This window comes from Sphingomonas sp. BL-S-30 (genome assembly GCF_055521475.1).
The window spans coordinates 3,900,953-3,914,207 of the sequence record NZ_CM145481.1 but is presented as its reverse complement, the minus strand read 5'-3'; the positions used below and the strand labels follow the sequence as shown (position 1 = coordinate 3,914,207).

Here is a 13,255-nt window from a genome sequence, read left to right as displayed (position 1 = left end):
CTAGATCAATCCGAGGGCTCGCATGCTGGCATGCCCGCCAGTCGACATTATCAGATGATCGTGCACCGCGATCCCCAGCGGCTGGCCCGCGCGGGCGATGCGCCGGGTGAGATCCACGTCGGCGCGGCTCGGCGTCGGATCGCCGCTGGGATGATTATGTACCAGAATGATCGACGTCGCATGAAGCTCCACCGCGCGGCGGACCACTTCGCGCACATGGATCGCCGCCTCGTCGATCGTTCCGCGCGATATCACTTCGTCGAGGATCAGCCGGCCCCGCCCATCGAGATGCAAGGCACGAGCGATCTCGACGGCGCTGAAAGCGTGCGCCAGCCGCAAATAGTCGAGCAGCGCCGGCCAGTTATCCAACACCGGCCCACGCGAGAAGCGCAAGGTCGCGATATGCGTCAGGGCGTCATCGAGTCCGCCGATCAGCGCTTCCAGATCATGCCGGCCATCCAGCACCCGCAGCCGTGCATGGCCGCTCGCCATGAGCACGCCAGGCAGCGAGCCGAACTCCCGTACCAGCCTCGCGGACAGGCCAGCCGCGTCAGCGCCCGCTATGGAGTGAAGGAATCCCGCCAGGATGTGTCGGCACCGTAGATCCGAAGACGCTTCTGGTGCCGCCACGCGCCGATCGCCACCAGCAGCAGCATCGGATAGGCCTCGAACGAGATCAGGAACTGATATCCCCGGGGCAATGCGCTGTGGTCGATCGCCCGGATCAGATGCGCGATGACGGCGAGGAGCTGCAAACCGGTGAGCCAGAGCGGCCAGAACCGCGTCGAGACGAGCGCCAGCACGAACAGGCCGACCAGCAGCAACAGATCGATCGCGAAGACCCAGACCTGCACCTTGAGAAATGATCCCGAAAAGGGTTGCGCCTGCGTGGCGAAGCTGGCGACCGAGGCCACCAGCATCATGGCCGCCGCAGCGCGTTCCGGCGCGCCGCCCCGGGCCAGCGCGTAGGCGCAGCAAAGGACGAGAATCATCTCGTACAGGATGACGCGCAGCATCTCGGGACCGGAGCATTCAACCGGGCCCCGCGTCAACCGCGATCAGGCGGCCGAGCCTGTCGACTGCGTCGCGCGCCGCGGAAACATGGTCGTCGAGCATGCGTGCCCCCGCAGCGCCGGCGCGGCGCGCGGGCGCTGTCAAAATACCGTCAGTAAGTGCCGTTCAGGATCGCGCCAACGAACCGTCCGGCCCCATTGATCACCCCGAACCCGAGAAACAACATGGCCATCACGGACGCCGCGATCGCGAACGGCCATGCCAGGCGCTGGATCGTGCTCAGGTCATTGCGTTGCCCTTCCCGCGTAGGGATGGGCCAGCGCGCTTCCGGTCCGGTCGGCGTCAACCGCTCGCCCGGTCGGGGCCAGCTGTCGCGAACCGAAGCGGACGGCTGAACCGGGCCCTCCTCGTCCGGGAACGGGATTGCACGGGAATCGATGGGATCGGGGAGGTGGGATGGACCATAATGTGGTTCGACCGAACCCTCCCAGCCCTCGCGCGTGGCGACTATCAGGAGGGCGGCGCGAGTCGAGGCGACACCCAGCTTTTCGCGCGCGCCGCGCAGATGCCCTTCCACCGCGCGCTGGGAAATGCCGAGCTCGAACGCGATCTCCTTGTCCATCTTCCGATCCCATTTGCCGCGAAGACATTGCAGCTGGCGAGCGGTCAGGCCGTCAAGTCGAGTCGATCCCATTTGGAGCAATCTACTTCATGCCAAGCGCTTGGAAAGCATGCACACGTCCGAAATTATCGCTCCGGGAATCGTCGCAATTCGGTGCTCCAGGCGCCGCAATCGGCATTCGGCCGACAGAACGTCATGGCATCTCCTGCCAAATCCTATAGGATCGCAACAAGAAAACCGCCATGGTTGCGCAGGAGAGAGCCGATAATGTCCCGAACCCTGACCATGGCCCTCGCGCTTTTCGCGCTCGCTTTCGCCGCCAGCCCCTGCACCGCCGCGGAGGTCGAGCGTCGCAGCTTCGGCACGTTGCAGGACGGCACGGCGATCGAGGCGATCTCCCTGACCAACAGGCACGGGGTGAAGGCGACCGTGCTGACATGGGGGGCGACGCTCCAGTCCCTGCTCGCGCCCGACCGCAAGGGACGGCTCGCCGATGTGGTGCTCGGCTATACCGACATGGCTTCCTATGAACGCAATAATTCCTTTTTCGGGGTGACGGTCGGACGCGTCGCGAACCGCATCGCCAAGGGTAGTTTCGTGCTCGATGGCCGCACCTATACGCTGCCCAGCGTCAACGGACGCGTCGCGAACCTCCATGGCGGGACGCGCGGCTTCGACAAGATTGTCTGGCAGGTGGAATCGGTGAAGAACGGCCCCACCGCGAGCGTGACCTTCAAGCATGTTAGCCCCGACGGCGACCAGGGCTTTCCCGGCACGCTCACCGTCCACGCGACCTTCTCGCTCGATGAACGCGACCAGTTGCAGATCGAATATCGTGCGACGACCGACAAGCCGACGATCGTCTCGATGACCAACCACAGCTATTTCACCCTGGCAGGCGAGGATGTCGGGCGCGGATCGGACAACCAGCTGACGCTCTTCGCGGACGGCTATACCCCAGTCGACAAGGACCTGATCCCGACGGGCCAGATCGTGCCGGTCGCCGGCACGCCGTTCGATTTCCGCACGCCTCGGGCGGTCGACGCCCGGGTGCGTGACGTCCGCGATCCGCAGATCCTGATCGGCCACGGATACGACCATAATTTCGTGCTGCGCGATGGGCATGGCGCGGTGCGGCTCGCGGCGCGGCTCAGCGATCCCGTGTCAGGGCGGGTGCTCGAGCTCTCGACCAACCAGCCGGGGTTGCAGGTCTATAGCGGCAACGGGCTGAACGGGGCGCAGATCGGCAAGGCCGGCCGGGCCTATCGCCAGGGCGACGGCGTCGCGCTCGAGGCGGAGAATTTCCCCGATGCGATCAATCATCCCGCCTTCCCTTCGGCGCGGCTCGATCCGGGCAGCGAATATCGCAACGTCATTGTCCTGAAGCTGTCGATCGAGTCCTCGGGCAAACGCTGAGCGTCGCCCAAGCGCGGCTTTTCCAACGCAAGAACCAAGAGGTATTTCATGGACGTCGGTTTCATCGGACTGGGCCTGATGGGCAGCGAGATTGCTGCCAACCTGATCAAGGCGGGTCACAAGGTCACCGTGTGGAACCGCAGCGCCGACAAGGCCGCGCCGCTGGTCGCGGCGGGCGCGACCTTGGCCGCGACGCCGGCCGAGGCAGCGCGCAGTCCGGTGGTGATGAGCATGCTCGCCGACGACAGGGCGCTCGAGGCGGTGGCGTTCGGTGAGGGCGGCCTATTGTCCTCCGGCACCCCGACCATTCATGTCTCGATGAGCACGATCAGCGTCGCCATCGCTGACCGTTTGGCCGAGGCCCATGCGCAAGCCGGCCAGACCTATATCTCCGCGCCCGTGTTCGGCCGCCCGCTCGCCGCCGCTGCGCGGAAGCTGTTCGTCGTCGCTGCCGGCCCGGCCGAGGCGGTCGCCACCTGCCAGCCGCTGTTCGACGCGGTCGGCCAGCGCAGCTTCAACCTGGGCGAGACGCCGCACAAGGCGAACATCGTCAAGCTCAGCGGCAATTTCATGATCATGACGGTGATCGAATCGCTGTCCGAGGCGATGACGCTCGCGGGCCGCTACGGCGTCGACAAGGGGACGCTGCTCGACACGCTGACGGGGTCGGTGTTCGGCAGCATCATCTATGATGTCTATGGCAAGGTGCTGGTCGAAGAGAATTACGAGCCCGCCGGCTTCACCCTGCCGCTCGGTTTCAAGGACATGAACCTGGTCGCCGAAGCTGCCGTCGCGGCGGGCGTGCCGATGCCGATGCTGTCCCTCGGCCGCGACCGGCTGATCGCGACGATGGCGCGGGAGCGGCCGGAGCTGGACTGGGCGTCGATGGCGAAGACGGTCGAAGCCAATGCCGGGCTGTGAGCAGCGCATTCCCCCGCGCTTGCAACGCGGCGTCACCGGGCCGAGAACATAAGCCAGGCAAGGTGGAACGACCGACATGACTGAGCGCACCCTCAAGCGCGTCCACGCAGCGGTGCGCGACGATATCCGCGATCTGGTGACCCGGCGTCCATTGCCCGGGCCTGGTCTCGACCAGATCGATCCGTTCCTGTTCCTCAACCATCACGGGCCGCAGACCTATGCGCCCGGCAATCACGGCCTGCCCTTCGGCCCGCATCCGCATCGCGGATTCGAGACAGTGACCTTCATCCTCGAGGGCAGCCTGGCCCATTCGGATAGCGGCGGGCACGAAAGCATCATTCATGCGGGCGGCGTACAATGGATGACGGCCGGGTCGGGGCTGATCCATGCCGAATTATCGCCCGACGCGTTCAAGCACGACGGCGGGCCGATGGAGATCCTCCAGCTCTGGCTCAACCTGCCCGGCCGGCTGAAGATGACCGCGCCGCGCTATACCGGCCTGCAGCGGGACGCGATCCCGTCGACCGATCTCGACGGCGCGACCTTGAACCTCATCTCCGGAAAGATCGCCGGGCTGACCGGCCCGATCGCCTCGCTGACCGGGGTATTCATGGCGACCGCCTCGATTCCTGCCGGCGGACGGATCGCGCTTCCCGCGCCGAAGGGCCGACAGGTCTTCCTCTATATCGTACGTGGCAAGGTCCGGCTCGCCGGCGCCGAGATCGATCGCTGGCATCTCGCAGAACTCGACGACGATGGCGATACCGTGGCGATCGAGGCGATGGATGACAGCCTGATCCTCTTCGGCCATGCCGACCCGATCGGCGAACCGGTCGTCGCGCATGGCCCGTTCGTGATGAACACGCAGCAGGAAATCATCGACGCCGTGCGCGACTATCAGGCGGGCCGGTTCAACGTGGTCGCGGCGGGCTGACGCTTAGTGATGGATGCGACGCGGTAGCAGCTTCCAGGCGTCGCTGAACACCTGGCTCAGCCGGCCGGGAAACAGGATGCAGTGCACCGCGAGCAAGATCCAGTCGGCCGGATGCGTCAGGGCCGAGGCGACCAGTAGGGAGATCGGCAGGAACACCTCATAATAGCCGTTGAGCAGGATCAGCTGGCGCGGGCGCGGCTGGACGATCGCTGCGTGCATCTCGAACCGTTCGAGCTTGAAGATCACCAGAAAGGCGTAGAGCACCAGGGCGACGAACGGGATACGATCGTCGAGCAGCCAGAGCATCGCAACCAGCGCCGCACATTCCAGCGGAAACATCACGCATGATCCGATCGCCCGCGCCCACCGCCCCCCATGCCGCTGAACGAAGGTGCGGACATTGGCGGTACGGTCGGCCTCTTCATCGCTCAACTGGTGCCACAGGATGCCGCGTACCCCGAACGCGCCGGCCCATAGCGCAATCAGCCCGACCCAGACGGCATCCGGCGCGACGTTCGCCGCGTGAAAGGCGAGCAACGCCGCGACCAGCGCCGGGAAGAGATGCGCGCCGCTCGCATCCGCCATCACGCCGAACAACCCGCGCGCCTTCAGCCGCAATGGCGGCAGCGAATAGGCACTGAAGGCGAGCCAGGCCCCGCCATAAGCAGTCAGCAGCAGCGGATCGTCGCGCCAGCGCCACGCCATGGCGAGACCGATGAGCACGGGCACGGCGATGAGCAGGGCGATGACGATGGCCGATCGTCCTTCCGTCCGGTTCGGCTTACCTGCCCGCCTGTCTTCATCGCGGTCAGTGAGATCGTTGATCACGCTGACATAGACGGCGCCCGGTGCGATCGCGACCAGCAACGTGATCGCCATTGGCCACGCGGCGGCAATCGACGCATGGCGATAGGTGAGCGTCGCATAGAAGACGCCGAGGATCGGAAGCAGCTTATATTCCCACCACTCGGTAGCCCGGATGATTTCCCCGATCCGCACCTGATTTCCACCCCCTGGCTCGCGCGATCATCGCCGATAAATCGCCCCGGCATAACCGCCTTGTTGGTAATTTGGTGAGATTTTCCGTTGACGGAATAAAGCCGCGGCGTGGTAGCGACACTCGATAAGGGGATGCGATGTTGAACAGTGCCGGTCTGCGCCATATCGCTTTTATCAGCTGCAATGAGACCCATTGGGGCGGCAGCGAGGAGCTGTGGGGCGCAACCGCTGCGGAACTGGCGCGCCGGGGCCACCGCATATCGGTGGCGAAGCCCAACCTTCCCAAGGGCGAGCCGGCGATCAGGCGGCTTCACGAGGCGAAGTGCAAGTTGTACGATCTGGCCAAGTTTCCGCTGTTGCCCAAGAAATTTTACGGCATCTTCTCGCTGATCAGCCGCGCCGCCGGGCTGAGCTGGCAACTGACGCGCCTCGACATCGCGCTGCGCTTTTCTCGCCCCGACCTGGTAGTCCTGTCGCAGGGCGGCAATTGGGACGGTTTCCTCTATGCCGGGGTGCTGCGGCGGCTGGGCATCCCCTATGCGCTGATCTGCCAGAAGGCGACTGAGCTCTATTGGCCATCCGACTGGATGCGCGCGCGGTGCAAGGCGATGTATGCCGAGGCGGCGGCAGCATATTTCGTGTCGCGCCACAACCACCGGCTCACCGAAGAACAGATGGGCATGGCGATCCCCAACGCCGAGGTGGTGCGCAATCCATTCCTCACATCCTGGGATGCGCCGCTCCCATGGCCCGATGAGAGCAACGGGCTGAAGCTTGCCTGTGTCGGTCGCTTCTTCCCGATGGAGAAGGGGCAGGACATGCTGCTCCGCGTGATGGCACTGCCGAAATGGCGCGCACGCGACGTCAGCGTGACCTTTTTTGGCGAAGGCGACCGCATTGGGGGACTGAAGGAAATGGCCGCCTTTCATGGGCTGGACAAAGTCTTCTTTCCCGGCTTCGTTCGCAATGTTCAGGGCGGGATCTGGGCCCGGCATCACGCGCTGGTCCTGCCGACGCGCGCGGAAGGCCTGCCCCTGGTCGTGGTCGAGACGATGCTGGCCGGCCGTGTGACGATCACCACCGATGTGGCGGGCAGCGCGGAGGTCTGCACCGACGGCGAGACCGGCTTTCTCGCGACCGCGCCGACCGAGGCGGCGATCGACGAGGCGATGGAGCGCGCCTGGGCGGCGCGGGCGGACTGGCCGGCGATCGGCGCCGCGGCGGCCGCCAGCATCCGCACTCAGGTGCCGCCGAGCCCGGCGAGCGCCTTTGCCGATATCGTGCAGCGCCTGATCGACGGACGCACCACGCCGGCAGAGATTACGACGCCTGTCGAGGAATTCGCCAAGGCGGCCGAATAGGCGCTTATGCCCGCGTGCCGGGCTGGGAGAACAGATAGTCGCGGGCAAAGGGCGCATAGACCGCGTCTGCCGCGAGCCCGTCCGACAGACCTCGCGCCTGTTCGAGCAGTTCGTCCGTAACGATCGTGCCGTCGACGGGCCTCGCCGGCCGCAGCCGGTCGAGCAGCGCGATCAGCGGGGCCAGCCGGTTCTCGAAAACCAGGCCTAGATACAGGCGCGAGACGGCCCGGCGAAAGGGCAGGCGCCGGACCAGCCGGGCGAAGCGGGGATACCAGCGCAACTCGACCGGCGAGAGCGAGCGATTGACCACTGTATCCTCGAAATCGAACGGTGCGACATCGAGCCTGCGTTCCATCTCGGCGCGGAACGCCACGGGATCGCGCGCCAGCAATTCATAAGGCAGCACGATCACCCGGTCGCCGAACCGGGCGCGGTACATCGCGATCATCTCGTCATAGCGCCAGGGGTTCTCGCCGCCCTGCCATATCTGGGTCTCGAGGTCGTCGGCGCCGCCCACCCGGACATATTGCGAATAGGAAGACAGGATCATCGAACGGAATCCACGCGTGACGATCAGCACATGGGCGTCCGGGAAGGTTTCAGCGAGCAGGGTGCACGCCCGGGATTGCCGTTCGCCCAACGTGCCATCGCCTAGATTCGATAAATCGATACTGCGCGTCCCGGCATCAGGAAACGGCGACGTAAACGACTCCTGGCTGGTCACACGCCATCGATGGCCCGGCCTGGCCAGGGCTGCTTCCGCAACCATCGCATAGACGTTCCGGAAACCCCCGATGCCGCCTTGGACATAGGCGATCTGCGGATGCGCCGCGAACCAGCGCTGGAGAAAGGTCGAGCCGGTCTTGGGATAGCCGATATGGATCAGATGGCGGGTCATGCCGCCGCCTCCGGCAGCGAACGGGCGAGCGCCTCGATGGAGAAGCCGGTGGTCAATTCCTCCGATCCCCAATGCGGCGTATCCGGGTGGGCTGGCGCAAGGCTGCCGTCGCGGCGGCGTTCCCGCCCGCCGAAATAGACCGGCGCGCGAGGCCAGCTTCCGTCCGGCGACTGGGCTGCGATCAGCGCGCTGATCAGGCTCTCTCGCGGTGTTGCCCCGCAATAGCGCTGCGCCGCGATGGACAGAGCCAGCTCCAGTGCGTTGGCCGGCGCCGCAGCATCGAGCTTGGCGAGAAGCAGATCCCGCCCCTCCGCCGACCGGCTCCCGAACGCGCGGGCGAAGAAATACCAGAGCACGAACAGGTTCTCATACCATTTGTCGGCATCGGCCTCCCCATCGCGACGAAGAATGTCGACCAGCCGCGCGACCACGCGCTCATGTCTTGGGAAATCGCCGAGATAATGAAGGCAATTGGCGTTCACACCTGCATCGACATCGCCCGGCGCGGCCGAGGTTTTTTTGAAGAAGAACCAGAGCGTCGCCAGATGGCGAAGCTGGGGCAAGGTCACCCGCATATGCGCAAGGCCGGTCCACCGGGCGCGCGGCATGATCCAGGTCAGGAACATGCCCTGCGTGTCGCGGTTCGCCAACAGCAGCATGGGGTCGGCGACTTCCGTCGATCCCGCTGCGGCAAGCACCGCCGACACGCAGCTGGTGTCGTCCATGTCGGGTGGCAATTGCCGAAAAAAAGGATGGCCGGTCGTCCAGTGCCGCCACAGGCCGTGGCGGTCACGCTGAGTAAGCAGGAACGCCAGCGCGCGCTGTTTCATCGCCGCCGCTTCGGGTGCGAACGAAAGGGCGTGCGCGACGAGCGCGGTCGGAAAGATCGACGGGTCGGGTTCGCAGTCACCGGCCATGTCCCGGCGCAACGACGTGACGACACGGAACTCGCCGCTCGGCAATTGCGCACGGTCGAGAAAGGCCAGGGCCTTGTCCAGTGCCTCCCGCGCCGCCGTCGTCAAAGGGTCCGACCCGTTCCGGACGCTTGCCACGATCGTCATTCCCCCACGCGCCGGGCCACACATCCGTGCGCTGTCGCTGTCACGCGGTGTTTAGCCACTCGTCCGTTGCCTGTCGACGGCTGGACCGCCGAGGCCCGAGAGGCTAGCGCTGCCGTCATGGATGCGGAATCGTTCGGCACTCGCTATGACGCTCTCCTCCAGGCGCCGCGCATGCGCGCGCTGTACGGCGACAGCGGCTATTTCAACATCGGCTATTGGGAAGCGGGTGCGACCGACCTGGTGACAGCCTGTGGTCGCCTCATCGACGAGCTCGCATCGACCGTCCCCGACGACGCGTCCTTCATCCTCGATATCGGCTGCGGCATTGGCGGCGGCACACGTCGGCTGACCGACCGCTTTCCCGACGCGCTCGTGCTCGGCGCGAATATCTCGCGCTGGCAGCTTGCCCAGGCCAAGCAGCGCGGGGTAACCGTAGCCGTGATGGATGCCGTCCATCTCCCGATCGCCTCCGGCTCGACTGATGCCGTGATTGCGGCCGAATCCGCGCAATGCTTCGACACCCGCACCGACTTCCTTGCGGAGGCGTATCGCGTATTGCGGCCGGGCGGTACGCTTGCCGTGGCGGACATGTTGTTCCACGATACCGGCCCAACCGGAAGCTGGATGATCCCGCTCGCCAACAATGTCGAATCGCTCGACCAATATGCTGCACTGATCACGGATGCGGGCTTCGAACTGGGTTCGCTGCGCGATACTGCCGTCACTTGCTGGAAGCCGTTTTGCGCGGCGATGCGCGGCGTCTTTCCGGGCCACGAATCCCGCGTTGACGAGATCGAAGCCTCGCTTGCTTTCTACGCGATCGCCTTCGCCACCAAACCCTAGATTTTGCGCGCCGCCTCGATCAGCAGGACGGGGATGCCGTCGCGGATCGGATAGGCAAGGCCCGCCTCGTCCGAGATCAATTCGCTCGCGAGTACATCAAGGCGAAGCGGCGTGCGCGTCGCCGGGCAGACCAGCCTCGCGAGCAACGCCTCGTCGAAATCATGCTGCATTCCGGGCCTTTCCTCGGTCATTTGCCGTCAGCTACCGCCCCATGCGGCTCATCCCATTCGCTGTCCAGCCGCACCAGCTGATGTGCCCAGATCAGCATGTTCGTGACTGGATCGGCATCAGTGGAGACATCGACATGGCATTCCCGGCTGCGCGCGCTTTCGACGGCCAGCGGATACATGGTCGCGGCATCGAGGATCGTCCCGCGGACGATGTAGCGACCGGCAAGAAGCGGGAATTTCGGCAATGTGCAGCGCAGGATGCCGCGACCGGCATCGAGGCGGCGCGCCACCGGGTCCACCGTCCCGCCGATACAGGTCCAACGGTCCTCGGACCAGATGCTGAAGGCCCAGATCACCTCGGTCGGCTGGTCGGCTTCATAGCGGATCGTCACTTCGACCGGCCGGCCGGTGCGTACCTCATCGCCATCGAGCGACCGCATGCTCAGCCCGCCCATGCGCACTGGCCCGGCCGCCACGAAATCCTCGAGCTGGTTCGCGTCGGCCAGCGGCCGCTGCTCGAGCATCCGGCTGACCGTATGGGCGACATCGCCTTCATAGGCGACGCGCCCACGCTCGATCAGGATCGCACGGTCGCACACCGTCTGGACCTGCTGGACATTGTGCGAGACCAGCAGCAGCGATCCGCCCCGATGGACGAACTGCCGCATGTGGCGGATGCATTTGTGCTGAAAGGACAGGTCGCCGACCGCCAGCGCTTCGTCCACCAGCAACAGGTCCGGTCCGAGATGCGCCGCGAGCGAATAGGCGAGGCGCGCCTTCATGCCCGAGCTGTAGGACATCAGCGGCGTGTCGATAAACTCCGCGAGCTCGGCGAAATTGATCACCGTCTCAAGCAGGTGCGCGGTCGCGTCCGGATCGAAACCGTGCAGCGCCGCGCCGACTTCTATATTCTCGCGGCCGGTGAGCAGCGGGTTGAAGCCAGTGCCCAGCTCGATGATCGCCTCGGACCGGCCGGCAATGCGCACTTGGCCCGCATCCGGCTTCAACAGACCGTAGAGCACCCGCAACAACGTGCTCTTGCCCGCGCCGTTGCGGCCGATCACGGCCAGCGCCTCGCCGCGCTTCACCTCGAACGAGATATCCTCCAGCGCCCAGAACTCACCGGGCCTCAGGCCATGGGGTTTCGACTGCCGGCCTGACAGCTCGCCGACGATGTCATGGAGGCCGTAGAACAGCGCCTTCTTGAGGTTGCCGCAATATTTCTTGGAAAGGTTCGACACCGATAGAGCGGCGTCGTCGGCGTGCGGACCGGCGGGGTAGGTCGCAACGTCCATATCAGCCCAGCCTGCTGACGACGTGCGGTCGCGCCAGCCGGTACCAGAACCATGCGACCAGCAGGCCGGCCATGGCGATGGCGATCACAACGAAGAATTCAGTCGAGACATGCGCCCGGCCAAGCATCCAGACGCGGCCGGTAATGAGCAATGGCGCGACCGGATTGAGGTAGAGCAGGCCCTGGGCGGATATCGGATAGATGACCGGGGTCAGGAAGAACCACAAGGTCGTCACCAACGTGACTACCCGTCCGACGTCATCATACAGCATCCCAAGCGGCGCCAGCGCCAGTCCGATGGCGATGCCGAGCAGCACGAGCGCCATGACCCCGACTGGAATCAGCAGCATCACCGGCGCCAGCGGGACCCACCAGACGATGACCAGCATCGCCATCACGACGCGGATCGCGTTGTTGACCAGCACTTCCATCACCCCGGCGAGCAGGATTGCCTCATGAGGCACGCGGCTGCGGGTGATCAGCTGGCGCGCGGCGGTCAGGTGGAGCAACGGCGCATTGATCGCGTCGATGAAACATTGCCACAGGATCATCCCGGACAGAACGAACAGAGGGTAGGGCAGCTCGGTCGGCGGAATGCTGAGGATCCGCCGCGACTGGATATAGCTGCAGATCAGCGCGGTGCCGATGGCCGGCAGCAGCAGCCAGAGATAGCCGAGCAAGGTTCGCCGGTGCCGCACGCGCAAATTGCTGCGGAACAGCCGCCACGCGATCATGCCGGAAGCACGCAGATCAGCCATGGCCCTCGCGAGGAACTGGCGCGGCCGGCGCAGTTCCGGGGTGGCGGTGTAGACCACGTCTTCCATGACCGGGCTATGGCGTAATGGCTTCCGCAACGATAGCCTATCGGCCGATCAGGCGCCGGAACTGTTCCCGCGACACCGCCTGGTTGCGGTTCGGCACGAAGCCCAGGCTTTCCGCGATCCCCGCGCTTCCCGCCAGCCGATCGGCCACCGCAACCACCCCCGCGCCGTCCATCGCGAACAGCTCGAACCGGGCGCCGCCCCCGGCGCGATCGAGCGCATAGGTCGCTGCGCGCGCTCCCTCGGGGATACAGGCGGAGGAGATTGCCGGGCGCGGCCGCGAGGACCGATTGGCGCGCGATCCGTGGATGGTCTTGTAGTCGAAGATCACCGCTTCACCCGCTGCGAGCGGGAGCGAGACCGACAGTTCGGTGAGCAGATCGCCATAGTCGGCAAAGAACGACCGGACATGCGCGGCCTCGATATTGGGGACGAGCTTGTGGGTGCCGGGCAGCAAGGCGAGCGCGCCATTGCGGTCGTCGACATCGATCAGCGGGCACCAGATGTTGAGCGCGACCTGATCATTGTCCGGCAGCATGGTCCAGTCGCGATGCATCGACAGCGGCGCGGCGCCGGCCGGCTTCACCAGCAGGCCACCCGTCAGCATGCGATATCCAATGAGGACACGGCCAAGCGGCTCGCGCAGCGCGTCCTGCACGAAAGCCCAGGCCGCCTTGCGATAGGCGATATCGGGATCAAGCAGGCTGACATGATAAGCGTGATCGAGCGTCGACGTATTAGGCGTGAAGTCGAGCGCCGGCCTGATCGCCGGCAGCGCCGCGGCCAGCGCTGCCGCCGTTTCCGGCGAGAGCAGGCGAACGACGGTGTAGCCGTCACGATCGAAAGCGCGCTGCCGCTCGAGATCGGCGAAGATGCCTCGCGTCATCGCTTCCTCCGCGCC

General features: G+C 65.4%; 14 protein-coding genes and 1 pseudogene. 5 read left to right on the top strand and 10 right to left on the bottom strand.

The window, feature by feature from the left end; genetic code table 11:
- From ACZ1I5_RS18250 to ACZ1I5_RS18240, 3 genes are all read right to left on the bottom strand, one after another.
- Complete coding sequence (locus ACZ1I5_RS18250) at window positions 1-630, bottom strand: JAB domain-containing protein (protein WP_465170663.1); 630 nt, start codon at window positions 628-630, stop codon at window positions 1-3.
- On the bottom strand, window positions 561-1,016 hold the full coding sequence (locus tag ACZ1I5_RS18245) for a hypothetical protein (RefSeq protein ID WP_465170662.1): 456 nt from the start codon (window positions 1,014-1,016) through the stop codon (window positions 561-563). Before ACZ1I5_RS18245 ends, ACZ1I5_RS18250 begins: the two co-directional genes overlap by 70 nt.
- A gap of 149 nt (window positions 1,017-1,165) precedes the next feature.
- Window positions 1,166-1,708 (bottom strand): response regulator transcription factor, encoded by a 543-nt coding sequence (locus ACZ1I5_RS18240; protein ID WP_465170661.1) that lies wholly within the window; start codon window positions 1,706-1,708, stop codon window positions 1,166-1,168.
- Between the two features lie 195 nt (window positions 1,709-1,903).
- On the opposite strand from ACZ1I5_RS18240, the gene ACZ1I5_RS18235 reads away from it, so the two are divergent.
- From ACZ1I5_RS18235 to ACZ1I5_RS18225, 3 genes are all read left to right on the top strand, one after another.
- Window positions 1,904-3,052: an aldose epimerase family protein gene (locus ACZ1I5_RS18235; RefSeq protein WP_465170660.1), complete on the top strand. Its 1,149-nt coding sequence runs from the start codon at window positions 1,904-1,906 to the stop codon at window positions 3,050-3,052.
- Between the two features lie 48 nt (window positions 3,053-3,100).
- A complete protein-coding gene (locus ACZ1I5_RS18230; protein WP_465170659.1) occupies window positions 3,101-3,973 on the top strand; it encodes an NAD(P)-dependent oxidoreductase in 873 nt (290 codons plus the stop codon).
- A 76-nt stretch (window positions 3,974-4,049) separates the two neighbouring features.
- The gene (locus ACZ1I5_RS18225; protein WP_465170658.1) at window positions 4,050-4,907 is read left to right on the top strand and encodes a pirin family protein; all 858 of its coding nucleotides are present in this window, start codon (window positions 4,050-4,052) and stop codon (window positions 4,905-4,907) included.
- Between the two features lie 3 nt (window positions 4,908-4,910).
- Here ACZ1I5_RS18225 and ACZ1I5_RS18220 read toward each other — a convergent pair whose 3' ends face one another.
- Complete coding sequence (locus ACZ1I5_RS18220; RefSeq protein ID WP_465170657.1) at window positions 4,911-5,906, bottom strand: UbiA family prenyltransferase; 996 nt, start codon at window positions 5,904-5,906, stop codon at window positions 4,911-4,913.
- Between the two features lie 137 nt (window positions 5,907-6,043).
- On the opposite strand from ACZ1I5_RS18220, the gene ACZ1I5_RS18215 reads away from it, so the two are divergent.
- Window positions 6,044-7,267 (top strand): glycosyltransferase family 4 protein, encoded by a 1,224-nt coding sequence (locus ACZ1I5_RS18215; RefSeq protein WP_465170656.1) that lies wholly within the window; start codon window positions 6,044-6,046, stop codon window positions 7,265-7,267.
- Between the two features lie 4 nt (window positions 7,268-7,271).
- On the opposite strand, the gene ACZ1I5_RS18210 is transcribed toward ACZ1I5_RS18215, so the two are convergent.
- Together ACZ1I5_RS18210 and ACZ1I5_RS18205 are read right to left on the bottom strand one after the other, a co-directional pair.
- Complete coding sequence (locus tag ACZ1I5_RS18210) at window positions 7,272-8,165, bottom strand: sulfotransferase (RefSeq protein WP_465170655.1); 894 nt, start codon at window positions 8,163-8,165, stop codon at window positions 7,272-7,274.
- Window positions 8,162-9,217, bottom strand: a complete 1,056-nt coding sequence (locus ACZ1I5_RS18205; RefSeq protein ID WP_465170654.1) for a prenyltransferase/squalene oxidase repeat-containing protein — start codon at window positions 9,215-9,217, stop codon at window positions 8,162-8,164. Before ACZ1I5_RS18205 ends, ACZ1I5_RS18210 begins: the two co-directional genes overlap by 4 nt.
- Window positions 9,218-9,343: 126 nt before the next feature.
- Between ACZ1I5_RS18205 and ACZ1I5_RS18200 the strand changes: the two genes are divergently transcribed.
- On the top strand, window positions 9,344-10,069 hold the full coding sequence (locus ACZ1I5_RS18200; protein WP_465170653.1) for a class I SAM-dependent methyltransferase: 726 nt from the start codon (window positions 9,344-9,346) through the stop codon (window positions 10,067-10,069).
- On the opposite strand, the gene ACZ1I5_RS18195 is transcribed toward ACZ1I5_RS18200, so the two are convergent.
- From ACZ1I5_RS18195 to ACZ1I5_RS18180, 4 genes and pseudogenes are all read right to left on the bottom strand, one after another.
- Complete coding sequence (locus tag ACZ1I5_RS18195) at window positions 10,066-10,239, bottom strand: Trm112 family protein (protein WP_465170652.1); 174 nt, start codon at window positions 10,237-10,239, stop codon at window positions 10,066-10,068. The two genes, ACZ1I5_RS18200 and ACZ1I5_RS18195, sit on opposite strands and share 4 nt — an antisense overlap.
- 17 nt (window positions 10,240-10,256) lie before the next feature.
- Window positions 10,257-11,318: pseudogene (locus ACZ1I5_RS18190) on the bottom strand (ABC transporter ATP-binding protein); the annotation flags it as partial.
- A gap of 217 nt (window positions 11,319-11,535) precedes the next feature.
- Window positions 11,536-12,357: an ABC transporter permease gene (locus ACZ1I5_RS18185; RefSeq protein WP_465170651.1), complete on the bottom strand. Its 822-nt coding sequence runs from the start codon at window positions 12,355-12,357 to the stop codon at window positions 11,536-11,538.
- Window positions 12,358-12,394: 37 nt separating this feature from the next.
- Window positions 12,395-13,240 (bottom strand): phytanoyl-CoA dioxygenase family protein, encoded by an 846-nt coding sequence (locus ACZ1I5_RS18180; RefSeq protein WP_465170650.1) that lies wholly within the window; start codon window positions 13,238-13,240, stop codon window positions 12,395-12,397.
- Window positions 13,241-13,255: the final 15 nt, after the last annotated feature.

Bases quoted from the DNA above. Each gene is read 5' to 3' on its own strand.
- ACZ1I5_RS18245 (WP_465170662.1), bottom strand. From the start codon at position 1,016: ATGCTGCGCGTCATCCTGTACGAGATGATTCTCGTCCTTTGCTGCGCC.
- ACZ1I5_RS18240 (WP_465170661.1), bottom strand. From the start codon at position 1,708: ATGGGATCGACTCGACTTGACGGCCTGACCGCTCGCCAGCTGCAATGT.
- ACZ1I5_RS18235 (WP_465170660.1), top strand. From the start codon at position 1,904: ATGTCCCGAACCCTGACCATGGCCCTCGCGCTTTTCGCGCTCGCTTTC.
- ACZ1I5_RS18230 (WP_465170659.1), top strand. From the start codon at position 3,101: ATGGACGTCGGTTTCATCGGACTGGGCCTGATGGGCAGCGAGATTGCT.
- ACZ1I5_RS18225 (WP_465170658.1), top strand. From the start codon at position 4,050: ATGACTGAGCGCACCCTCAAGCGCGTCCACGCAGCGGTGCGCGACGAT.
- ACZ1I5_RS18215 (WP_465170656.1), top strand. From the start codon at position 6,044: ATGTTGAACAGTGCCGGTCTGCGCCATATCGCTTTTATCAGCTGCAAT.
- ACZ1I5_RS18210 (WP_465170655.1), bottom strand. From the start codon at position 8,165: ATGACCCGCCATCTGATCCATATCGGCTATCCCAAGACCGGCTCGACC.
- ACZ1I5_RS18200 (WP_465170653.1), top strand. From the start codon at position 9,344: ATGGATGCGGAATCGTTCGGCACTCGCTATGACGCTCTCCTCCAGGCG.
- ACZ1I5_RS18195 (WP_465170652.1), bottom strand. From the start codon at position 10,239: ATGCAGCATGATTTCGACGAGGCGTTGCTCGCGAGGCTGGTCTGCCCG.
- ACZ1I5_RS18185 (WP_465170651.1), bottom strand. From the start codon at position 12,357: ATGGAAGACGTGGTCTACACCGCCACCCCGGAACTGCGCCGGCCGCGC.
- ACZ1I5_RS18180 (WP_465170650.1), bottom strand. From the start codon at position 13,240: ATGACGCGAGGCATCTTCGCCGATCTCGAGCGGCAGCGCGCTTTCGAT.